The organism is Streptomyces sp. APSN-46.1 (genome assembly GCF_022815725.1).
Lineage (GTDB): Bacteria > Actinomycetota > Actinomycetes > Streptomycetales > Streptomycetaceae > Streptomyces.
Map to the genome: position 1 here is coordinate 1 of NZ_JALGRF010000004.1, position 23,177 is coordinate 23,177.

Here is a 23,177-nt window from a genome sequence, read left to right on the forward strand (position 1 = left end):
CAGCCCGCGACCGCGCCGACGCGGGTGGACGACCTGGACCGGCTCGCGTACGTCATCTTCACCTCCGGTTCGACCGGCCTGCCGAAGGGTGTGGAGGTCACGCACCGGGGTCTGGTGAACCACGTGGCGTGGGCGGCGCGCGAGCTCGCCTCGCGCGGCACCGGTGGCGCGCCGCTGTTCTCCTCGGTCGCCTTCGACCTGGTCGTCCCCAACCTGTGGGCGCCGCTGGTCACCGGGCAGGCCGTCCACACGGTTCCCCAGGACGCGGACATGGGCGAGCTCGGCCGCCATGTCGCGGCCGGCGCCCCGTACAGCTTCATCAAGCTGACTCCCGGGCACTTGGACGTCCTCGTCCAGCAGCTCACGGCCGAGCAGGCGGCGGGGCTCGCCTCCGTCCTGGTCGTCGCCGGTGAGGCGTTCACCTCGGCCACACTGGACCGCTGGCGCGCGCTGGCACCCGACACGCCGCTGATCAACGAATACGGACCGACCGAGGCATCCGTCGGCACCTCCATCTTCCCGGTCCCGGCTGAAGTCTCGGCCGAGGTCCTCCCGATCGGCCGCCCGCTGCCGAACATGGCCATGTACGTCCTCGACGCGGCCCTCCAGCCCGTCCCCGTCGGCGTCACCGGAGAGCTCTACGTCGGCGGAACCGGCGTAGCCCGCGGCTACGCCGGCCGACCCGACCTCACCGCCGAACGCTTCATCCCCGATCCGTACGGAACCCCCGGCGCCCGCCTCTACCGCACCGGCGACCTCGTACGCCAACTCCCCGACGGTAACGTCGAGTTCCTCGGCCGCATCGACGACCAGGTCAAGATCCGCGGCTACCGCATCGAACTCGGCGAAATCCAGGCCACCCTCGCCGGCCACCCCTCCGTACGCGAAGCGGCCGTCATCGTCCTGGACGACGGACCCGCCGGACCCCGCCTCGCCGCCTACTACGTACCCGCCGAAGACGCCGAAGAGGTCACCGACCTCGCCGCACACTGCGCCACCCGCCTCCCCGACTACATGGTCCCCGCCACCTTCACCCCACTCGACGCCATCCCCCTCAACGCCAACGGCAAGGTCGACCGCCGCGCCCTCCCCGCCCCCGACGGGACCAGCAGGGAACAGGACGCCGGCCACGTCCCACTCGGCACCGTGACCGAGGAGCACATCGCCGGGATCTGGCACGAGCTGCTCGGCGTCACGGTCGGCGCGAACGACAACTTCTTCCAGGCCGGCGGAAATTCGATCCTCGCGATCCGCCTCATCTCGCGGATCCAGGAGGACTTCGAGGTCCCCTTCGCGGTCCGCACCGTGTTCGAGGGCCCCACGGTCGCCCGCATGGCGGCCGCTGTCGAGGAGAGCATCCGGGCGGAGATCGCCGCGCTTCCCGACTCGGAACTGATGACTGACGAACTGCTGGCGAAGGAGCACACGGCATGAGCACCGGCGAACTCGACAACATCGTTGTCGGAACGGCCACCGGCACGGGCACAGGGACGGGCACCGGCACCGCCGCCGACGCGCGGCGCGCGGAGCTGCTGCGCGACCGGCTCGCCGGACGGGGCGCCGGTCGCAAGACGCCGTCCATCCCGCGCGCCGACCGCGACCGCCCGTTGCCGCTGGCCCACGGTCAGCAGCAGATGTGGTTCCTGAACCGGCTGGAGCCGGAGAGCACCGAGTACATGGTGCCGCTGGTCCTGCGCCTGAACGGCCCCCTGGACATCCTGGCCATGCGCCGCGGCTGGCAGGAGTTCCTCACCCGCCACGAGATCCTGCGCACCCGCTACGTCCTCGACGGCGACGACCCGGTGCAGGTCATCGACGAGGCGCGCGGCATCGCGCTGCCCGTCGAGGACCTGACGGCGATCGCCCCCGAGGACCGCGACGGCCGGGTCAACGCCGTCGTCGAGAGCGTGCTGCTCGCCCCGTTCGACCTCGGCCGCGACTGGCCGGTGCGCGGCCGGCTCGTGCGGCTCTCCCCCGAGGAGCACCTCCTCGTCGTCGCCTTCCAGCACATCGCGTGCGACGCCTGGTCGATGGGCGTCCTCGGGCGGGAACTGAGCGCCCTGTACGCCGCGTACAGCACCCGCCGCGCCCCGACGCTGGAGCCGCTGCCCCTCCAGTACGCCGACTACGCCGCCTGGCAGCGCGCGGAGCTCTCCGGTGACGCGCTCGGCCGCCAGCTGGCGCACTGGAAGGACCGGCTGGCCGGTCTGGAGCCGCTGGAACTGCCGACGGACCGGCCGCGCGCCGCCGTCCGCGACGGGGCCGGCGACTCCGTGGAGTTCACCCTCCCCGCCGGGCTCGCCCAGGACATCCGGGAGCTGGCCGTCCGGCACGAGGCCACCCCCTTCATGGTGGTGCTCGCCGCCTTCCAGGGTCTGCTCGCCCGCTACAGCGGCAGCTCGGACGTCGCCGTCGGCACCGTCGTGTCCGGCCGCGGCCGTCCGGAGCTCCAGGGCCTGTTCGGCTACTGCATCAACAGCCTGGTGCTGCGTGGCCGCTGGGAGGGCGATCCGGCCTTCCGCGAGCTGCTCGACGGTGCGCGGGCGACCGTCCTCGACGCCTTCGACCACCAGGGTGTGCCCTTCGCGCAGCTGGTGGACGAGCTCCAGCCGGAGCGCGACCTGTCGCGCACCCCGCTGTTCCAGGTGGCGTTCACCATGCACGGCGAACGCACCTCCGCCTTCGACTTCCCCGGCATCGAGGCCGAGCCGTTCGCGGCGGTCGGCAGCACCTCGAAGTTCGACCTGGACCTCCAGCTGCGGGAGGCCGCCGACGGCTCCCTCGGCGGCCACCTGGAGTACGCCACCGCCCTGTTCGACCGGGCCACCGTCCAGCGGATGGCCGGGCACCTGGTGCGGCTGCTCACCGACGCCGTGGCCCACCCGGACCGCCGCCTGTCGGCGCTGGACCTCCTGGACGACGCCGAGCTCGCGCTCCAGGCCGCCCCGGCGGCCGAGGCCGAGTACGCGCCCGTCCTCGGCACCGTCCACGAGGCGTTCGAGGAGCGGGCCCGCCGGACGCCGGACGCCGTCGCGGTGGTCCTCGGCGGCGAGGAGCTCACGTACGGCGAGCTCAACGAGCGGGCCAACCGGCTCGCCCACCACCTGCGCGGCCTGGGCGTCGGCCCGGACTCGCTCGTGGGTGTCTGCCTGGACCGTGACAGCGGCCTGGTGCCGACCCTGCTCGGTGTGCTGAAGTCCGGCGGCGCCTACCTGCCGCTCGACCCGGCCCAGCCGGCCGACCGCCTCGGCTTCATGATCGACGACGCGGCCGTGTCGGTGGTCGTCACCCAGGACGCGCACGTCGAGAAGGTGTCCGGGGTGCACGGCGGCGCCCTCGTGGTCATCGACCGGGAGGCCGAGGCCGAGGCGCTGTCCGCCCGGCCGTCCGGGAACCCGGCGCCGCTCTCCACCGCCGAGAACCTGATCTACGTCATCTACACCTCGGGCTCCACCGGCCGCCCCAAGGGCGTGGCCCTGACGCACGCCAACGTGCTGCGGCTGTTCACGGTCACCGAGCCGCAGTTCGGATTCGGGCCGTCGGACGTGTGGACGCTCTTCCACTCGTACGCCTTCGACTTCTCCGTCTGGGAGCTGTGGGGCGCGCTGCTGTACGGCGGCCGGCTGGTGGTCGTGCCGTTCGACGTGTCCCGCTCGCCGGAGGACTTCCTCGACCTGCTGGTCGAGCAGCGGGTCACCGTCCTCAACCAGACGCCGTCCGCGTTCCGCGCCCTGGCCGGCGCCGCCGCCGACGGCGACGCCCGGATCGGTGAACTCGCCCTGCGCACCGTGATCTTCGGCGGCGAGAAGCTGGAGACCGCCGAGCTTCAGCCCTGGGCGGAGCGGCTGGGGCTGGACGCCCCCGAGCTGGTCAACATGTACGGCATCACCGAGACCACCGTGCACGTCACCCACCACCGGATGACCTCGCGGGACCTGGAGCGGCCCACCGCCAGCCCCGTCGGCGCCCCGCTCGGCGACCTGCGCATCCACCTCCTCGACCCGTACGGCAACCCCGTGCCGGTCGGCGTGCCCGGCGAGATCCACGTCGGCGGCCGCGGCGTCGCCCGCGGCTACCTGAACCGGCCCGAGCTGACCGCCGAGCGCTTCATCCCGGACCCGTACGGCCCGGCCGGTGCCCGGCTGTACCGCAGCGGTGACCTGGCCCGGCGGCTCGCGGACGGCGGTCTGGAGTTCCTGGGCCGCGTCGACGACCAGGTGAAGATCCGCGGCTTCCGTATCGAGCTCGGCGAGATCGAGGCCCGCCTCGCCGCCGAACCGCGGGTCCGCGACGCCGTCGTGACCGTCCGGGACGGCGGCCTGGTCGCCTACGTCACCCCGCACGGCGAGACCGCCCCGGTCCCCGGCGAGCTGCGCACCGCGCTCGCGGCGGCCCTGCCCGAGTACATGGTCCCGGCGGCCTTCGTGGTCCTGGACGTCCTCCCGCTGACCGTGAACGGCAAGCTGGACCGGCGCGCGCTGCCCGCCCCGGCGCAGGACGCGCTCGGCGCCGCCTCCGCGTACGTCGCCCCGCGCACCGTCGTGGAGGAGCGCATCGCCGAGGTCATGGCCGAGGTGCTCCAGCTCGACCGGGTGGGCGTCGAGGACGGCTTCTTCGACCTCGGCGGCCACTCCATCCGCGCGGTCAACCTGGTCGGCCGGCTGCGGTCCGCCGGGTACGAGATCTCCGTCCGCGACGTCTTCGAGTACCGCACCGTCGCCCGGCTGGCCGAGGTGGTGACCGGCAGGCCCGCCCCGGCCGACGCGGACCGGGTGGTCGAGCCGTTCGCGCTGCTGTCCGCCGAGGACCGGGCCAAGCTCCCGGCCGGGCTCGCCGACGCCTACCCGCTGTCGCAGGTACAGCTGGGCATGGTCGTGGAGATGCTCGCCGACGACGAGCGCCACCCGTACCACAACGTGACCTCCTTCCGGGTGCGCGACGACCGGCCCGCCGACCCCGAGGCGCTGCGCCGCGCGGTGGACCTGACGGCCTCCCGCCACGAGGTGCTGCGTACCTCGGTGGACCTGAACACGTACTCGGTGCCGATGCAGCTGGTGCACCCGGACCTGACGATCCCGTTCGGCACGCGGCAGCTGTCCGGCCTGAGCCAGGATGAACTGATCGGCGCGATGCGGGAGTTCAACAACGCCGAGAAGACCCGGCTGATCGACCTGGAGACGGGACCGCTGCTGCGCCTGTTCGCGCACCTGGTGGACGACGGCAGCTGGTGGATCACCATCACCGAGTGCCACGCGATCCTCGACGGCTGGAGCCACCACTCCCTGCTGATGGAGATCGTCGACCACTACCGCCGCATCGGTGACGGCGCCGGCGAGCAGCCCGCGCCCATGCCGGCCGTCCGCTTCGCCGACTTCATCGCGGCCGAACTGGAGTCGCTCGCCTCGGCGGAGGACCGCGGCTACTGGGAGCGGACGCTGGCCGGGCACGCCCGGCTCGACCTGCCGGCGGCCTGGCAGCCGGGCGACGGGGCCGATGCCTCCGGGACCTCCGGGGCCGGTGCCTCCGACGCGTCCGGGGCTCCGCACCGGGTCGCGGTGCCGTTCCACGACGTGGAGGACCGGCTGCGCGCGCTGGCGGTCAAGGCCGGCGTCCCGCTCAAGAGCGTGCTGCACGCCGTGCACCTCAAGGTGATGAGCCTGATCACCGAGGAGGAGGCCTTCTACACCGGCCTCGTGTGCAACGCCCGCCCCGAGGTGCTGGGCGCCGACCGGGTCTACGGCATGCACCTCAACTCGCTGCCGTTCGCCCACGACCGCTCGGCCGGCACCTGGAAGGAGCTGGTCCGGCAGGTCTTCGACCGCGAGATCGAGCTGTGGCCGCACCGCGGCTTCCCGATGCCGGTGCTGCACCGCGAGCTCGGTGAGGGCGAGCGCCTGGTCAACGTGCGCTTCAGCTACCACGACTTCGACCAGGTGGACCCCGACCGCATCGACTTCCTCGCGACGCTCGACGACAGCCCCACCGAGTTCCCGCTGGGCGTCTCGGCCCGGATCGGCAACCTGGTCCTGACCGCGAGCCGCCGGGTTCTCGACCGGGCCGGCACCGAGCGGCTCGCGGCGATGTACCGGCTGGTCATCGAGGCGATGGCGGCCGACCCCGAGGGCGACGCGCGGGCGGCGTACCTGCCGGAGGAGGAGCGGCAGCGGCAGTTGGTGGAGTGGAACGACACCGCGCACGAGCCGGAGCGGCCGCAGAGCGTGCTGGAGCTGTTCGAGGCGCGGGCGCTGCGTACGCCGGAGGCGGCCGCCGTGGTCCACGCGGGCGAGGCCGTCTCGTACGCGGAGCTCGACGCCCGGGCCAACCAGGTGGCGCACCACCTGCGCGGGCTGGGGGTCGTCCCGGAATCGCGGGTCGGTGTCCTGATGGACCGCGGCCCCGCGCTGCTGGCGAGCCTGCTCGGCGTGTGGAAGGCGGGCGGCGCGTACGTGCCGATCGACCCCTCGTACCCGGCGGAGCGCGTCGAGACGATCGTCGCGACGGCCGGCGCCGTGGCGCTGCTGACCGACGCGGACGCGGCCGTGATCGCCGGACAGCCGGTGACCGCCCCGGAACCGGCGCGGGTGGACGACCTGGACCGGCTCGCGTACGTCATCTTCACCTCCGGTTCGACCGGCCTGCCGAAGGGTGTGGAGGTCACACACCGGGGCCTGGTGAACCACGTGGCCTGGGCCGCGCGGGAACTGGCCTCGCAGGGGACGGGCGGGGCGCCGCTGTTCTCGTCGGTCGCCTTCGACCTGGTCGTCCCCAACCTGTGGGCGCCGCTGGTCACGGGGCAGGCGGTGCACACCGTCGCCCAGGACGTGGACATGGCCGACCTCGGCCGGCACGTGCTGGAGGGCGCGCCGTACAGCTTCATCAAGCTGACTCCGGGCCATCTGGACGTCCTAGTCCAGCAGCTCACCGCCGAGCAGGCGGCGGGGCTCGCCTCCGTCCTGGTCGTCGCCGGTGAGGCGTTCACCTCGGCGACGCTGGACCGCTGGCGCGCGCTCGCGCCGGAAACCCGGCTGATCAACGAATACGGCCCGACCGAGGCATCCGTCGGCACCTCGATCTTCCCGGTCCCGGCCGCGATATCGGCCGAGGTCCTCCCGATCGGGCGTCCGCTGCCGAACATGGCGATGTACGTCCTGGACGCGGCCCTGGAGCCGGTGCCGGTCGGTGTCACGGGTGAGCTGTACGTCGGTGGTACGGGTGTGGCGCGCGGTTACGCGGGGCGGCCCGACCTGACGGCCGAGCGGTTCGTCCCCGACCCGTACGGCACTCCCGGCGCCCGCCTCTACCGCACCGGCGACCTCGTACGCCAACTCCCCGACGGCAACATCGAGTTCCTCGGCCGCATCGACGACCAGGTCAAGATCCGCGGCTACCGCATCGAACTCGGCGAAATCCAAGCCACCCTGACCGGCCACCCCTCCGTGCGCGAAGCAGCCGTCATCGTCCTCGACGACGGGCCCGCCGGACCCCGACTCGCCGCCTACTACGTACCCGCCGAAAGCGCCGAAGACATCACCGACCTCGCCGCACACTGCGCCACCCGCCTGCCCGACTACATGGTCCCCGCCACCTTCACCCCACTCGACGCCCTCCCCCTCAACGCCAACGGCAAAGTCGATCGCCGCGCCCTCCCCGCGCCCGACGGCAGCGACGAGGCGGAGCAGGACTCGGGCTACGTCGCCCCCCGCACCGTCACCGAACAGCAGATCGCCGACATCTGGGGCACGGTCCTGGGCCTGGAGAAGGTCGGTGTGGAGGACGGGTTCTTCGAGCTCGGCGGCCACTCCATCCGCGCCGTCGCCCTCGTGGGCGCCCTGCGCGGGGCCGGCTTCGACGTCGGTGTCCGCGACGTGTTCGAGTACCGCACGGTCGCCGAGCTGAGCGAGTTCCTCACCGGCCGCCCGGCCCGCCGCGAGGTGGACGTCCCGGTGGAGCCGTTCGCGCAGATCGACGCCGACGACCGGGCGAAGCTGCCCGCCGACGCGATCGACGCCTATCCGCTGTCCGAGGTCCAGCTCGGCATGCTCCTGGAGATGCTCGCGGACCGCGAGACCCACGCGTACCACAACGTGTCCGCCTTCCGGATCAACGACGACGCGCCGTTCTCCCCGGAGGCCCTGCGCGCGGCGGCCGACACCGTCGCCGCGCGCCACGAGATGCTGCGCACCTCCTTCCACCTGGACTCCTGGTCCGTGCCGCTCCAGGTGGTGCGTGCCGCCGCGGAGATCCCCGTAGCCGTCCGCGACCTCGGGGGCCTCACGGAGGACGAACGGCGCGCGGCGGTGGCGGCGTTCATGGCCGAGGAGCGCGCCGCGCTGTTCGATCTGGAGCAGGCCCCGCTGCTCCGGATGACCGCGCTCGTCGAGGACGACACGACCTGGCGGCTCGGTATCACCGTCGCCCACGCCATCACCGAGGGCTGGAGCCACCGCGGCCTGCTGATGGAGCTCGTCAACGCCTACCGGGCCCACCGCGACGGCGTCACCGAGGACCACCCGGCGCCCCCGGCGGTGCGCTACGCCGACTTCATCGCCGCCGAGCAGCGCTCGCTGACCTCCGAGGAGGACCGCGGCTACTGGCGGGACGTCGTGGGCCGCAACGCCCGCTTCTCCCTCCCGGCCGGCTGGGCCGGCGACACCTCCGCCCCCCGCGAGAAGTTCCGTACGGTGGTGCCGCTGCGCGACCTCCAGTCCGGGGTGCGCGGCCTGGCCGCCCGGGCCCGGGTCTCCGTCAAGAGCGTGCTGCTGGCCGCGCACCTCAAGGTGATGAGCTTGCTCACCGAGGAGGAGGCCTTCTTCACCGGCCTGGTGTTCAGCGCCAGGCCCGAGGCCCCGGGCGCGGACCGCGTCTACGGCATGTACCTGAACACCCTGCCGATCGCGCACGACCGGGGCGCCCGTACCTGGGAGGAGCTGGTCCGCCAGGTCTTCGACCGGGAGGGCACCATCTGGGCCCACCGGCGCTTCCCGATGCCGGCGATCCAGCGCGAGGCCGGCATGGACCGCCTGCTCGACGTCCGCTTCAGCTTCCAGGACTTCGACCACGTGGACACCGAGCGGGTGGACGTCGAGGACAGCTCCGGTGAGGGCGCGACCGAGTTCGGGCTCGCGGTCTCGGCCGCCTCCGGCTACCTGCTGCTGACCACGCACACCCACGCGCTGTCCCGGGAGGCCGCCGAGCGGCTGGCCGGGCTGTACGAGCGGGTCCTGACGGCGATGGCGGCCGACCCCGAGGGCGACGCCCGCGCCGCGTGCCTCCCGGAGGAGGAGCGGCGGCGGCAGCTGGTCGAGTGGAACGACACCGCCCACGAGCTCGCCCCGCACAGCGTGCGGGCGCTGTTCGAGGAGCAGGCCGCCGCGCGTCCCGACGCCGTCGCGGTCACCTTCGAGGGCTCGGCCGTCTCGTACGCGGAGCTCGACGCCCGCGCCAACCGGGTGGCCCACCACCTGCGCGGGCTCGGAGTCGTCGCCGAATCGCGGGTCGGCGTGCTGCTGGACCGGGGGCCGGAGCTGCTGGCCACCCTGCTCGGCGTGTGGAAGGCGGGCGGCGCGTACGTGCCGATCGACCCGTCGTACCCGGCGGAGCGGATCGCGGCGATGCTGGAGACGTCCGGAGCCGCCATCGCGGTGACCCGGTCGGGCTACGCGGACCGGTTCGCCGCGTCCGTGAGGCTGGTGACGGAGGCGGACGCCGAGGCGATCGGCGCCCAGCCCGCGACCGCGCCGACGCGGGTGGACGACCTGGACCGGCTCGCGTACGTCATCTTCACCTCCGGTTCGACCGGCCTGCCGAAGGGTGTGGAGGTCACGCACCGGGGCCTGGTGAACCACGTGGCTTGGGCGGCACGCGAACTCGCCTCGCGCGGCACCGGCGGCGCGCCGCTGTTCTCCTCGGTCGCCTTCGACCTCGTCGTCCCCAACCTGTGGGCGCCGCTGGTCACCGGCCAGACCGTGCACGCCGTCCCCCAGGACACGGCACCGGGCGACCTCGCCGAGCACCTGCTGGCGAGCGGCCCGTACAGCTTCATCAAGCTGACCCCCGGCCACCTCGACGTGCTGTCCGAGCAGCTCACCACGGAGCAGGCCGCGGAGCTCGCGGGCGTGCTGGTGGTGGCGGGCGAGGCGCTGCCGGGCGCGGTGGTCAACCGCACGCTGGACGCCCTCGGCCCCGACCGGCTGATCAACGAATACGGTCCTACCGAGGCCTCCGTGGGCACCTCGGTCTTCCCGGTGCTCTCCCCCGTGGCCCAGGACATCGTCCCGATCGGGCGTCCGCTGCCGAACATGGCGATGTACGTCCTGGACGCGGCGCTGGAGCCGGTGCCGGTCGGCGTGACGGGTGAGCTGTACGTCGGCGGTACGGGTGTGGCCCGCGGTTACGCGGGGCGGCCCGACCTGACGGCCGAGCGGTTCGTCCCCGACCCGTACGGAACCCCCGGTGCCCGGCTCTATCGCACCGGCGACCTCGTACGCCAACTCCCGGACGGTAACGTCGAGTTCCTCGGCCGTATCGACGACCAGGTCAAGATCCGCGGCTACCGCGTCGAACTCGGGGAGATCCAGGCCGTCCTGGCCGGGCACCCCTCGGTGCGCGAGGCGGTCATCGGGGTCCACGAGCCGGTGCCGGGTGACAAGCGCCTCGTCGCGCACTACGTGCCGGACGCGGAGGCGGACGCAGAGGCGGGGGGCGAGGGCCCCGGTTCGGTGGAGCTCGCCGAGTACGCCGGGCTGCGGCTGCCCGAGTACATGGTGCCGTCGGCGTTCATCGCTCTCGACGCCATGCCGCTGAACGCCAACGGCAAGGTGGACCGGCGGGCCCTGCCCGCCCCGGACCGCGGCTCGCTGCTGTCCGAGGTCGAGCACGTGCCGCCGCGCACCGAGACCGAGCGGCTGCTGGCCGGCATCTGGTCGCAGGTGCTCGGGGTGGAGCAGATCGGCGTCCACGACCGGTTCTTCGACCTCGGCGGCCACTCGCTGCTGATGATCCGGGTGCTGGCGGCGGCCCGCCAGGCGGGCCTGACGATCTCGGTGTGGCGGATGTACCAGCACGAGACGCTGGCCGACCTCGCGGCCGCGGTCGACGAGGACGCGGCGGAGGAGGCCGCGGCCGTCGCCGCCGAGGCGGCCGCCCAGGCGGCAGCGGCGCAGGCGGCGCAGCCGGAACCGGCCGTGCCGGCCACGGTGGAGGTCTCGGCCGAGCTCCTCGCCACCCTGCTCCGGCAGGCCTCGGGCGGTGACGCGAGCAAGCTGGCCGAGGGCCCGCTGGCCGAACTCGCCGGCCTGATGGGCACGGCTGGTGCGGCGGGTGCGGCGGGTGCGGCGGGTGCGGTAACTCCCGCTGCTGCCCGGCCCGGTCTTCCGCTGGAGGAACTCGCGGAGCTGATGGCCGAGCACCACGTGCCCGGTGTGAGCGTCGCCGTCCTCCACGACGGTGAGATCACCGCCCTGCACGGCGTCGGCGTCCTCGCCTCCGGCGAACCCGCACCGGTCACCCCGGACACGCTGTTCCAGGTCGGCTCGATCAGCAAGCACGTCACCGCGCTGGCCACCCTGCGCCTGGTCGCGGACGGCACGATCGACCTCGACGCGGACATCGAGAAGTACCTGACCAGCTGGCACCTGGACGAGGACCCGGCCGCCCCGGGCCCGGTGACCCCGCGCCACCTGCTCGGCCACCGGGCGGGCCTGGCCCGCCACCGCAGCGTCGGGTTCCGGCCCGGCGAGCCGGTGCCCACCCTGCTCGACCTGCTGGAGGGCGGGTCGCTGGTGAACACCCCGCGGGTGCGCCGGGAGCTGGTGCCGGGCTCGGTCTTCCGTAAGAGCAGCACGCACTACTGGGTGCTCCAGCAGGTGCTGGAGGACGTCACCGGCGAGTCCTTCGAGACGCTCATGCGACGGCTCGTCCTGGACCCGCTCGGAATGACCGGCAGCAGCTTCGACCAGGCCTTCCCGCTGACCTCGGGGCGCCCGGTGGCCCTCGGGCACGACTCCCGCGGCTCGGCCCTGGCCGGAGGCTGGCGCGAGCGCGCCCACCTCGCCGCCGCCGGGCTGTGGACCACGGCGGGCGATGTCGCCCAGGTCACCCGGGAGCTGCGCCGCTCGCTGCTGGGCCACCCCGGCGCGATGCTGCCGCGGGAGCTCGCCGAGGAGCTGCTCCAGTCGCGGCCCGGCGACTTCTACGGGCTCGGCACCATCGTCGACGACACCGGCAGCGACCGGGAGTTCGGCCACGGCGGTGAGCCGACCGGCTATTGGAACATGGCGATGAGCCGGCTCGGCGGCGGCTCCGGGTTCGTGGCGCTCACCAACGCCGACTCGGGCAAGGCCGTCGCCAAGTTCCTGACCGAGGTGATGGGCCGCCAGGACCGGTCCTTCGCCACCGGCCGCCTGGCCTCCGAATGGGCCACCGGCGACAGCAGCACTTCGACCCTGGCCGTCCTCGCACCGGTGATCACCGACGAGGACCGGGCCGCGGCCGAAGCCGAGGACGAGAACCCGACCAGCCAGACCAGCCCGACCAGCCCGACCACCCCCCGGAGGAACGCGTGAGCGGCACCGCCGTCAGGCATCTGATATCGATCAACGACCTCACCGACGCGGACCTGCGGGCGATCGTCGAACGGGGCGCGGCGTTCTCGGCCGGCGAGGCCCGGCCGGCCGGCGCCCTCGCGCAGGACATCGTCGGCGTGTACTTCGCCAAGACCTCGACCCGCACCCGTACCGCTTTCTCCAGCGGGGCGCTCCGCCTCGGCGGCCGCCTTGTCTCGTACGGGCCCGGCGACCTCCAGCTGAACACCGGCGAGACCACCGAGGACACCGGACGGGTCATGTCCCGGATGCTGGACGTCCTGGTGGCCCGTACCGCCGGTGACCCGGCCGAGCTGCGCGGCTGGGCGAGCCAGGACCGGATGTCGGTCGTCAACGCGATGACCGCCGACGAGCACCCGACGCAGGCGCTCACCGACCTGACCACGCTGCTGGGGCACTTCGGCCGCGTCGAGGGCCTGCGCGTGCTGTACGTGGGCGAGGGCAACAACACCGCCTCCGCCCTGGCGCTCGCCCTGACCCGCTTCCCCGGGGTCGAGCTCGACCTGCGGACCCCGCCGGGCTACGGCCTGGAGGCGCCGTTCGCCGCCCGCGCGAGCGAGCAGGCCGCGGCGTCCGGCGCGGTGTTCCGCGAGCGCCACGACATGGACGACCTGCCCGCCGGGCGGGACGTCATCTACACCACCCGCTGGCAGACCACCGGGACCACCAAGCCCGACCCGGACTGGCGGACGCTCTTCGCGCCCTTCCAGGTCACCCCGGCGCTGTGGGAGCACAGCCCGAAGGCCGTGTTCATGCACGACCTGCCGGCGCACCGCGGCGACGAGGTGGTGGCCGAGGTCCTGGACGGGCCGGCCAGCATCGCCTTCGAGCAGGCGGAGAACAAGATGCACAGCGCGATGGCCGTACTGGAATGGTGCCGCGGCGCGCTGGCCCCCGAGGCGGCCCCGTCGGCACCGGCAGCCCCGGCGGCGCGCCCGTGAGCGTCGCCGACGTGGCCCGGCACGAGACCGGGCCGCCCGGTCCGCCCGGACCGCTGCGCAAGAACCGGGAGTTCCTGCTCCTGTGGTCCGGTGCGGGCATGTCGTTCCTCGGCACCCGGGTGACCACCGCGGCCTACCCGCTGATCGTGCTCTGGCACACGGACTCACCGCTGGCCATGTCCGCGGTCGCCTTCGCGGCGCTGCTGCCGCTCCTGCTGGTGCAGCTGCCGGCCGGGGCGATGGTCGACCGGTGGGACCGGCGCAAGGTCATGCTGGCCTGCGAGGCCGGCCGGGTGCTGGCGGTGGGCACGGTCGCGGCCGCCCTCGCCACCGGCCGGGTCTGGGTGGTCCACCTGGCCGTGGTGGCCTTCGTGGAGGCGAGCTTCGCCGTCTTCTACCGCCTCGCCGAGCGCGGCGCGGTACGCAACCTGGTGCACCCCGACCACCTGTCCACCGCGCTCTCGCAGAACGAGGCGCGCGGGCGGGCGGCGGGACTGCTGGGCCAGCCCGGCGGCATCCTGCTGCAGAGCCTGGTCCGCTGGGCGCCGTTCCTGTTCTCGGCGGTCGCGTACACCCTCTCGCTGCTCTCCCTGCTGCTGATCCGCAAGGACTTCCAGGGCAAGCGCCAGACGGCCGGCGCCCCGAAGAAGCTGGTCGGCGAGGTCGCCGAAGGCCTGCGCTGGCTGTGGAAGCGGCGGTTCATGCGGGCGGTGCTCGGCTGCATCGCCGCCACCAACATCCTGTTCACGCTGCTCGGCATGGCGATGATCGTCCTGGTGAAGGAGCAGGGCCGCTCGCCCTCCTGGCTCGCGGTCATCATGGGCATCAGCGGCGTGGGCGGCATCCTCGGGGCGCTCGCCGCCGGGCGCTGGCTGCGGGACAAGAGCCTCGGCTCGGTCATGGTCCGGGGCATCACCGGCTGGGCGCTGCTGATGGGCGCGATGTACTTCGTCCGCAATCCCGTCCTGCTCGGCTTCCTCTACGCGGGGGCCGCCTCCGTGGGCGCCGCGTTCAACGTGGTCGCCGCCGTCTACCAGGTCCGTGCCACCCCGGACGAGCTCCAGGGCCGGGTGGCCGCCACCGGAAACCTGATCGGCTCCGGGACCAACTCGCTGGGCGCCCTGCTGGGCGGTGTGCTCCTGGCGGGCCTGGGGGCCGGTCCCACCATCGCCGTGGTGGGCGTCTCGATGGCCGCACTGGCCGTGTTCGCCGCCGTCGGCCCCGTCCGGAAGGGGGAGCGAGCCGATGACCTCACAGACTTCACGGCCCTCGCCACCCGCTCGACCTGAAGTGTCCCCCGCGGGCAGCTGGTTCCGGCACTACCGCAGCAACCGGCTCGACCGGCTCGGCGGGGCGCCCCGGCTGCGGCTGGTGTGCTTCCCGCACGCCGGCGGCAACGCCCAGCTGTTCCACGGCTGGGCCGCCCGCCTCCCGGACGACGTAGAGGTCCTGGCGGTCCGCTACCCGGGCCGCCAGGACCGGCTCCACGAGCCGTTCCCGGAGTCCATGGACGTCCTCGCCGACGCGGTCGCCGCTGCCCTGGAACCCTGGCTGGACCGGCCGCTGGCCCTGTTCGGCCACAGCATGGGCGCGTCCGTCGCGTACGAGACGGCCCTGCGCCTGGAGGCCCGGTACGGGGTGACCCCCCGGCGGCTGATGGTCTCCGGCCGCTCCGCCCCCCACCGGGCCAAGGTGTCCGGCCTGCACGAACGCGACGACGACACCCTGATCGCCGGCGTCCGCCGCCTCGGCGACCTGGGGTCCGAGGTCTACGACATCCCCGAGCTGCGCGAACTGCTGCTGCCGGCCCTGCGGGCCGACTACCGGCTGATCGAGGGCTACCGGCCCGAGCGGCCTTCCCCGGTGGGCGCGCCGATCACCGCCTACCTCGGCGACAGCGACCCCGGCTGCGTGCTGGAGGACGTCATCGCCTGGTCGGACCTGACCTCGGCCGGGCAGTTCGCCCTGCGTACCTATCCCGGAGACCACTTCTACCTGGCCGGGCAGGAAGCGGAACTGATCGACGACATCATCAAGGATCTGGAGGAACTGAGCCCATGACGAGTGCACAGACCTGGTCGCCCCTGGAGTTCGAGGCGGAGGGAAAGGGCAGCGCGGAGGAGCTCGTCGAGCGGCTGAACGGCCTCGGCGACCAGCTGGACGACCTGCTCGTGAAGGAGAAGGCGCTCGTCTTCCGCGGCTTCGGGATCCTCCCCGAGAACCTCGACGCGGTCTTCGACCTGATCCTGCCCAACCGCCTGGCCTACGTGCACGGGAACTCCCCGCGGACCAAGGTCGGCAGCAATGTCTACACGTCCACCGAATACCCGCAGGAATTCACCATCTCGATGCACAACGAGATGAGTTACGCGCACGCCTGGCCCGCCCGGCTGGCGTTCTACTGCCAGGTGCGTCCCGGCGGCGGCGGCGCCACCCCCGTCCTCGACGCGGCCCGCTGGCTGGAGGCCCTGGACGACGAGGTCCGCGAGGCCTTCGCCGGCGGCGTCCGCTACATGCAGAACCTGCACGACGGCTACGGCCTCGGCAAGAGCTGGCAGGACACCTTCGAGACCACCAGCCGTGACGAGGTGGAGGAGTTCCTCTCCGGCACCGGCGCCACCTGGGAGTGGAAGCGCGACGGCAGCATCCGTATCGCCTCGGTCCGCCCGTCCACCGTCCACCACCCGGTGACCGGCACCGAGGTGTGGTTCAACCAGGCCGACCAGTGGCACCCGGCCGGCCTCGGCGACGACACCGCCGCCGCCCTGGCCCAGATCCTCCCGCCCGACGAGCTGCCCCAGAGCGTCACCTTCGCCGACGGCAGCCCGATCCCCGACGCGTACGTCCTGCAGATCCGCGACCGCGGCCTGGACAACGCGGTCGATGTGAACTGGCGCGCCGGCGACCTGCTGCTGATCGACAACCTGCTGCTCGCCCACGGCCGCCGCCCGTTCACGGGCGACCGCCGCGTACTAGTCGCAATGTCGGACTGACTGCCGAAGGGAGAAGTGAACCCACCATGAGCGTCGCCATCGAGATCACCGGGTCACCCGAGACCGGGATCCACGGCTACATCGAGGAGAACCGCGACAAGCTGCGGTCCCTGCTCATCGAGCACGGGGCGGTGCTGCTGCGCGGCTTCGGGGTCGGCGGGGTGGACGGCTTCGACGGAGTCGTCCGCGCCTTCTCCGGCTCGGCCCCGCTGACGTACGCCGAGCGGTCGTCGCCGCGCAGCACCATCAAGGGCCAGGTGTACACCTCGACCGACTACCCGCCGGACGAGGAGATCTTCCTCCACAACGAGAACTCGTACCAGGCGGCCTGGCCGCACACCCTGTACTTCTACTGCATCGAGCCGGCCCTCACCCGGGGCGCGACCCCGCTCGCGGACATCCGCGAGGTGTACCGGTCGATCGACCCGGCCGTCCGCGAGGAGTTCGAGCGCCGGGGCTGGCGGGTCGTGCGCAACTTCCACACCGACTTCGGCGTTCCGTGGCAGGAGACCTTCGGCACGGACGACCGGGCCGCGGTGGAGGAGTACTGCCGGGGCAAGGGGCTGGCGCCGCTCTGGCGCCCGGACGGCGGACTGCGCACCACCGCGCTGCGCCGGGCCGTCCACACCCACCCGGTGACCGGGGACAGCGTCTGGTTCAACCACGCGACGTTCTTCCACGTCACCTCGCTGGCCCCGGAGGTACGGGAGGGACTGCGGGAGATCTTCCCGGAGGAGGACCTGCCGACCAACACGTACTACGGCGACGGCGGCCGCATCCCGGACGAGGTCATGGACCACCTGCGCTCGGCGTACCGAGCGGCGTCCACCCGCTTCGACTGGCAGCGTGACGACGTCCTGGTCGTGGACAACATGCTGGCCGCCCACGGCCGCGAACCCTTCACGGGCCCCCGCAAAATCGCAGTAGCCATGGCCGACCCCTCCGCCTGACCCCACCCTCAAGGCCTTGCCGCCCCCCGGCACCAGTCACCGAGGGGCGGCACCGCCGTTGGCACCATGTACGTCTTCACTCCCATAGAGGGGCAGACCAGGGGGCTGACGTACGACAGCTTGAAGGCCAGGCTCCTGGAGCGCGATCCGGATGAGTTCATCCGGAACCAGGAAGGCGGGCAGATCCGAGGCTCGGCCATGCACTACAGCATCACCCTCGACGGAGAAGAGCTGGAAGGGTACGCACGGGTGCAACCGGAAGGCATCTCGATCCTCGACGCCACCGCCCAGGCGGCTGCGAACTTCGTCGGCTGGCTCCGGGAGCAACGTCGTCCCGGAAGGTGTGGCGATGACGTTCAACACCGCATGGGGGCTGGAAGAGGATCTGCCTGACGCCGCTGTCCCCGAAGTGACGCGGCCTCGGCTGGTCGCGGCCTTCCTTGCCCACCTTGAAGCCACCGGCCTGGAATGAGTGCACCCTGGCGACGCGGCAGTCGTTCCGCGTACGAGAAGACGCTGGTCCCGGATCTCGCCAGCTAGTCCGCGACGCGGGTTGCGCGCTCGCGGAGCTCTTGGGCCTCCGGGACGCCGTTGTATCGCCGCAGGCGTACGCGCATGTCCTGGAGGGCGGCCTGGACCTTCACGGAGCGGATGCCGTCAGCGCAGTCGAGGAACTCGCGCCAGGTGGCCATGGCGCCGTCGACGTCGCCTTGGCGCAGGCGTACGCCGCCCAGGTCGGCGAGGACGATGGCGCGGGTGCGGCGGCGGTCGAGCCCGTGGATGTCGAGGGCGAGGTGGAGGTGCTCTTCGGCGGCGTCGAGGTCGCCGAGGCGGGAGAGGATCATGCCGGATTCGTGCGCCCAGCGGCCAGGGGAGTAGTGGGCGGCCCAGGAGTCGCCGCTCGCGGCTGCCGGTTTGCCGATGGCGGTCTCGGACATGGCGAGGTGCTTGGTGGCCATGCGCCGGTCGTCGTCCTGGGCGGCGGCGTTGGCGAGGGTGGCCTCGTAGTAGGCGACCGCTCGCGGGTTGTCGAGGTGCCGGCCGTAGTCCACGCAGGCTTCGCCGAGCTGGACGGCTTCGGCCCGGTAGCCCAGGTCGACGCACTGCACGGCGAGTCCCCGTAGGGCGGTGGCGGACAGCTCCGGGTCGCCGGCCTCTGCGGCCAGGCGGAAGGAGTGCGCGTAGTAGCCCTGGGCCAGCCCGCGCAGCTCAGGGGTGTCGCCCTCGTCCTGGGCCATCCAGCCGGCGAGGTGGACGAGCTGGGAGGTCGCGGCGAACAATTCGCGGCCGGTGGCTTCGGTGAACTTGCCGTCCAGCCAGCGGGCAACGTCCTGGGTCAGGTAGCGGACGGCCAGGTGGCGGGCGTGGCCGCCGCCGAGTTCGGAAGCCGAGTCGCCGAGGGCCTTCACCATGTGGCGCACGGCCGCCACCTCGCCCCGGCCGACACGGACGGCCCCGGGGGAAGCCGTCTTGGTCCTGCGAGTGATGCTGTCCATGTCGGGCAGGCCGAGGGCGGACAGGGCGTATCCGCTGGACGCGACGATGAAGTTCCGGCGGTCCACGTCGCTCCTTCCCAGGTGTAAGACTGATGCCACGGTATCGGCGTGGAGTGCCACCGGCATGGTCTCTGGGAGGTTGATCGCCTCGGGATCCAGTCCCAACACCTGGGCGATGTACGGCCACCAGTGATCCGGGGTCCGCTCGCCCTCGATCCAGCGGCGGGCGTGCTGGCGCTGCAGGCGGCGAGGGTCGCCGCTTTCCGCCAGACCAAGGGCGCGTGCGAGGTCGGAAGGGCCCCACGCCCGTGCTTCACACGCCTGCCTGATCAGTTCCGCGACGGCCGGGTTCTTCGGCACCCCGTCACCCTCCCCACCTGGATTACGCGGGATTACGCAGGACTACATCGTGGGCTCTGTCCTGTGACTGCGGACGGTCGTTGACTGAACGTCACCCGCACCAACCTCGATTGGCTCGAATCGGCCCAGTTCAGGGCCTGTTCGTGCTGCCCGGATGCGAAAGGACGTCAGCGATGGCCATGGAGTCCGCTCCGAACCCCGCGAGGCCCCACCGCCGTCGGCGGACGGAGAGGTGTCGCACACTGCCTCCGCCGACGAGGTGCCGGGAGGTGCCCGTCCATTCATCGTCCACGTCGTCCCGGCATACCGGGATCTGCTCTACGACCGCTCCTCCGGGGAGATGCTGCTGCCGGTGGACGTCGTCCTACGTGACGGGTCCACCGCGCGGTCTGTGCTGAGGGTCGGGCCCGGCCGGGTGGAGCTGCTGAGCATCCAGCTGGAGCAGGCCATCGACCGGCGGCAGAAGACGCTTACCGACCAGGCGGTGGCGTGAGCCGCCCCGAGTTATCGGATCCCCTGGAGACGGCCTTGTCATGGCTGTGGGCACTCGGCACCGCAGCCGGGCTGACCATGCTCGGCATCCTCGCCCACTGCGAGTACGCCGACGCCGCCCGGCTCGCAGCCGTCCCCGCGCTCAGCGCCGACGACACCGGCTTCGCTGACGACGGCGTGTAGACCGCTCCGGCACCCGACCAGCCGTACCGGCGCCGGAACCCAAGCCCCACTTCGCTCACTTCCCGCAACCCTCACCTGGGAGGTTTCCGTGCGCCCCATCACCACTCCCCCCGCCGCCGAGACGAAGGACATCCGGCTCACCACGGGCTACTACCTCGACCCCGACGGCCTGGGCGACTACATCACCGGCCTGCTGGCCCGCTGCACGACCGTCTTCGACATCAAGCCGCTGCTGACCGCGGACCTCGACGACCCCGCCGCGTCCGGCCTGAATGCCGACCGCGACGGCCACATCTCGCCCGGCGCCCTCGTCGAGGGCGAGGTCATCGTGCAGGCCGGCGCCCGCGTCGAGAAGGGCGCGATGGTCCTCGGTCCCGTACTGATCTGCACCGGTTCCGTGATCTCCGCGGGCGCCCTGATCCGCGAGCACACGGTGGTCGGGCCCGGTTGCCGTATCGGCTTCAACGCGGAGATCACCCGCAGTCTGCTGGCCGGGCACATCTTCGCCAAGCACGCCTGCTTCATCGGGGACTCGGTGGTCGGCCGTCGCGTCAACCTCGGGGCGTTCTGCTCCACCACCGGCCTGCGCTGCGACGGCGGCCCGGTCGCCGAACCGGCCATAGAGGAGATCACCATCAACCTGGGCGGCCGGCGGATCGGCACTGGGCAGACCAAGTTCGGGGCCGTCATCGGCGACGAGGTCGCCCTCCCGGCCGGTACCACCCTCTCCCCGGGAACCCTCATCGGCCCCGGCACCAGCCTCTACCCCCGCAACCAGATCGGCGGCTTCCTCCCCGCCGGCTCCCGGGCCCGGTGACCGCCATGACCCCGGACTCCCTCATCAAGGTCACCGGCCGTACCCCGCTCGCGGGCCACTACCCGGTGCAGGGCAGCAAGAACATCGCCCTGCACCTGTACGCGGCGGTCATGCTCACCGACGCCCCTGTGACTCTGCACAACGCGCCCGCCATCGTGGACACCGGGGTGTGTGCCCGGATCCTCCAGCACACCGGCATGGGCGCCGACTTCGACGGCTCCACCTTCACCACCGGCCCGGCCGCCCAGATGTGCCCGGTCATCCACCCCGCCATCGGCCACCAGGTCCGCACGACAGCCGTCCTGGCCGCCGCCGTCCTCGCCCGTACCGGCATCGTCTCCTTCCCGTACCCGGGCGGCGACGCCTTCTGCCCCCGACTCATCGACCGGCACCTGGCCGCGATGCAGGCCGCCGGAGCCGACATCATCACCTCCGACACGGGGGTCCGCGCGTTCACCGGCACCCACGGCGTTCGCCCCTTCACCGTGGACGTGAACACCCCTTACGGGCCCTCGCTCGGCGCCACAGTCACGGCCATGCTCCTCGCGGCCCGCGCCGAGGGGACCTCGCTGATCACCAGCCCGAGCATTGAACCCGAGGTCACCGAAACGGCCCGCTTCCTGTCCGAACGCGGCGTCGGCATCGCCTTCGATGCCGGCAGTCTCACGATCACCGGCACCGACTACATCCCCGGCGGCACCTTCACCATCGCCGGAGACCGGATCGAGGCCGCCACCGTCGCCATGGCCGCCGCCGCGACCGGCGGCAACGTCACCCTCGACGGCATCAACCTCACCAACCTGCCCGACGGGCTGACGATCCCGCTCGCGAAAGCAGGCCTCACACTCACCCAGGCCGCTGGACCCCACATGCGTGCGGCCGTGAACGTGGCCCCAGGGCCGCTGACGGCCATCGAGACCCAGACCGGGCCTCACCCCGGGCTGCCCACCGACACCGCTCCTCAGCTCGCCGCGATGCTCACCCAGGCCCAGGGCACCTCCCTGCTCCGGGAACGGATCTACCCCCAACGCGACACCCACGTGAACCCGCTCCAGGCCTTCGGCGCGAACATCCACTCCACCGGCAGCCTCATCCGAATCCGGGGCGGGACGCCGCTGCGGGCGGCCGAGGTGGAAGCCGCCGACATCCGCGCGGTCACCGCCCTCCTGATCGCCGCCCTGGCGGCCGACGGCACCTCTACGATCCGGGGCCTGCATCATCTCCGGCGCGGCTACGGCCACTTGCTCGACGGCCTCGCCACGCTGGGGGCGGAGATCAGCACCGAACCGGAGGACTAGAACATGAGCCAGGCCCTACCGTTCACCACCGCCGACACCAGCCTCCTGCACGACGGCCTGCGCCAGGTCATCGCCGACGGCGCGAGCCCAGGCGGCGTCGTGGTGTGCGGCACGGCCAGCCACGGCCGCACCGTCCTGTCCGCCGGAGTGATCTCCCCGGAGGTCAGCAAGCAGGCCCCGGACGAGCGCACGGTCTACGACATCGCCTCGCTGACGAAGGTCGTAGCGACGTGGCCGCTCGTCGGCAGGGCCCTGGACACGGGCCTGCTCGACCTGGACTCCCCGGTACGGGAGTTCCTCCCCCTGATGGACGGCCCGACACCGAGCGCCGACGTGACCGTACGCGAGCTGCTCTCCCACACCTCCGGCCTTCGTCCTTCCACCCGCCTCGACCTCTACGCCGGGGCCGACCGGCCGCTGTACGAGCTGATCGCACGCGAGCCGCTGGAGTCGGCGGCTGGCGGCCACCGCTACATCAACCGCGGCTTCATCCTCCTCGGGTACGCCCTTGCCCATGTCCACATGCGGCACCTCAACCTCCTCGCCGACGACCTGTGGGCGGAGCTGGGCATGCACGACACGACGTACGGTCCGCTGCCCTCCACACGCCGCATCGCGCCCACCGAGCAGCGGCCGGGGGCGCCCCGCCTATGGGGAACCGTCCACGACGAGAACGCGGCGACCATGGGCGGAACCGCCGGGCACGCAGGCGCCTTCTCCACGGCCGACGACCTGGCCACCTACGCCGAAGCCCTCCTCGACCCCCGCCCAGACAACCCGCTCGGCACTTGGCTGAGTGCGAGCATGGCCCCGCACGCCGAGATCGAGCCAGGGCTGCACCGGGGCCTGGGCTGGATCCTCGCCAGCGGCAACATGGTCGCCTACCACCACGGCTTCACCGGCACGAGCTTCTATCTCGCCCCCGCCACCGGCCGGTACATCGCCCTCGCCACCAACGCGATCCACAACGGCACCGCCCGCACCCGCATCGCGCCCCTGCGTGAACTCATCCTCAAGACGATCACCGCGACCTGACCGGAGGCCC

General features: G+C 72.5%; 14 protein-coding genes. 13 read left to right on the plus strand and 1 reads right to left on the minus strand.

The genetic code is table 11. The features are described 5' to 3' along the window. From MTF65_RS14350 to MTF65_RS14390, 8 genes are all read left to right on the plus strand, one after another. Nucleotides 1-1,434 (plus strand): non-ribosomal peptide synthetase (locus MTF65_RS14350; protein ID WP_243629077.1); only part of this gene is annotated, 1,434 nt, incomplete at its 5' end. After that, nucleotides 1,431-12,563, plus strand: coding sequence for a non-ribosomal peptide synthetase (locus MTF65_RS14355; protein WP_279399086.1), 11,133 nt, complete (start codon nucleotides 1,431-1,433; stop codon nucleotides 12,561-12,563). The genes MTF65_RS14350 and MTF65_RS14355, both read left to right, overlap by 4 nt. Next, a complete protein-coding gene (locus MTF65_RS14365; protein WP_243629078.1) occupies nucleotides 12,560-13,543 on the plus strand; it encodes an ornithine carbamoyltransferase in 984 nt (327 codons plus the stop codon). Before MTF65_RS14355 ends, MTF65_RS14365 begins: the two co-directional genes overlap by 4 nt. Continuing rightward, the gene (locus MTF65_RS14370) at nucleotides 13,540-14,832 is read left to right on the plus strand and encodes an MFS transporter (RefSeq protein ID WP_243629079.1); all 1,293 of its coding nucleotides are present in this window, start codon (nucleotides 13,540-13,542) and stop codon (nucleotides 14,830-14,832) included. Before MTF65_RS14365 ends, MTF65_RS14370 begins: the two co-directional genes overlap by 4 nt. 1 nt (nucleotide 14,833) lies before the next feature. Further along, complete coding sequence (locus MTF65_RS14375; RefSeq protein WP_243629080.1) at nucleotides 14,834-15,604, plus strand: thioesterase II family protein; 771 nt, start codon at nucleotides 14,834-14,836, stop codon at nucleotides 15,602-15,604. Further along, nucleotides 15,601-16,536 carry a TauD/TfdA family dioxygenase gene (locus tag MTF65_RS14380; RefSeq protein WP_243629081.1) on the plus strand — a complete coding sequence of 312 codons (936 nt, stop codon included), beginning with the start codon at nucleotides 15,601-15,603 and terminating at the stop codon, nucleotides 16,534-16,536. The genes MTF65_RS14375 and MTF65_RS14380 overlap by 4 nt, the downstream gene beginning before the upstream one ends. Nucleotides 16,537-16,562: 26 nt before the next feature. Beyond that, nucleotides 16,563-17,486 carry a TauD/TfdA family dioxygenase gene (locus MTF65_RS14385; RefSeq protein ID WP_243629082.1) on the plus strand — a complete coding sequence of 308 codons (924 nt, stop codon included), beginning with the start codon at nucleotides 16,563-16,565 and terminating at the stop codon, nucleotides 17,484-17,486. A 66-nt stretch (nucleotides 17,487-17,552) separates the two neighbouring features. Beyond that, nucleotides 17,553-17,879: a hypothetical protein gene (locus MTF65_RS14390; protein WP_243629083.1), complete on the plus strand. Its 327-nt coding sequence runs from the start codon at nucleotides 17,553-17,555 to the stop codon at nucleotides 17,877-17,879. A gap of 143 nt (nucleotides 17,880-18,022) precedes the next feature. On the opposite strand, the gene MTF65_RS14395 is transcribed toward MTF65_RS14390, so the two are convergent. Then, the gene (locus tag MTF65_RS14395; protein WP_243629084.1) at nucleotides 18,023-19,048 is read right to left on the minus strand and encodes a tetratricopeptide repeat protein; all 1,026 of its coding nucleotides are present in this window, start codon (nucleotides 19,046-19,048) and stop codon (nucleotides 18,023-18,025) included. Nucleotides 19,049-19,574: 526 nt separating this feature from the next. Between MTF65_RS14395 and MTF65_RS14400 the strand changes: the two genes are divergently transcribed. The 5 genes from MTF65_RS14400 to MTF65_RS14420 all read left to right on the plus strand — a co-directional run bounded on the left by MTF65_RS14400 (nucleotide 19,575) and on the right by MTF65_RS14420 (nucleotide 23,167). Then, complete coding sequence (locus MTF65_RS14400; RefSeq protein ID WP_243629085.1) at nucleotides 19,575-19,835, plus strand: hypothetical protein; 261 nt, start codon at nucleotides 19,575-19,577, stop codon at nucleotides 19,833-19,835. A gap of 35 nt (nucleotides 19,836-19,870) precedes the next feature. Beyond that, complete coding sequence (locus tag MTF65_RS14405; protein ID WP_243629086.1) at nucleotides 19,871-20,017, plus strand: hypothetical protein; 147 nt, start codon at nucleotides 19,871-19,873, stop codon at nucleotides 20,015-20,017. Between the two features lie 88 nt (nucleotides 20,018-20,105). After that, entirely contained in the window at nucleotides 20,106-20,834 is a 729-nt protein-coding gene (locus tag MTF65_RS30530) for a hypothetical protein (protein ID WP_243629087.1), read from the plus strand. A gap of 5 nt (nucleotides 20,835-20,839) precedes the next feature. Next, on the plus strand, nucleotides 20,840-22,132 hold the full coding sequence (locus MTF65_RS14415) for a UDP-N-acetylglucosamine 1-carboxyvinyltransferase (RefSeq protein ID WP_243629088.1): 1,293 nt from the start codon (nucleotides 20,840-20,842) through the stop codon (nucleotides 22,130-22,132). A 3-nt stretch (nucleotides 22,133-22,135) separates the two neighbouring features. Further along, the gene (locus MTF65_RS14420) at nucleotides 22,136-23,167 is read left to right on the plus strand and encodes a serine hydrolase (protein ID WP_243629089.1); all 1,032 of its coding nucleotides are present in this window, start codon (nucleotides 22,136-22,138) and stop codon (nucleotides 23,165-23,167) included. Nucleotides 23,168-23,177 lie beyond the last annotated feature (10 nt).

Excerpts from the sequence above, each read along its gene's own strand:
- MTF65_RS14385 (WP_243629082.1), top strand. The coding sequence starts at position 16,563 with ATGAGCGTCGCCATCGAGATCACCGGGTCACCCGAGACCGGGATCCAC.
- MTF65_RS14355 (WP_279399086.1), top strand. The coding sequence starts at position 1,431 with ATGAGCACCGGCGAACTCGACAACATCGTTGTCGGAACGGCCACCGGC.
- MTF65_RS14420 (WP_243629089.1), top strand. The coding sequence starts at position 22,136 with ATGAGCCAGGCCCTACCGTTCACCACCGCCGACACCAGCCTCCTGCAC.
- MTF65_RS14380 (WP_243629081.1), top strand. The coding sequence starts at position 15,601 with ATGACGAGTGCACAGACCTGGTCGCCCCTGGAGTTCGAGGCGGAGGGA.
- MTF65_RS14390 (WP_243629083.1), top strand. The coding sequence starts at position 17,553 with ATGTACGTCTTCACTCCCATAGAGGGGCAGACCAGGGGGCTGACGTAC.
- MTF65_RS14415 (WP_243629088.1), top strand. The coding sequence starts at position 20,840 with ATGACCCCGGACTCCCTCATCAAGGTCACCGGCCGTACCCCGCTCGCG.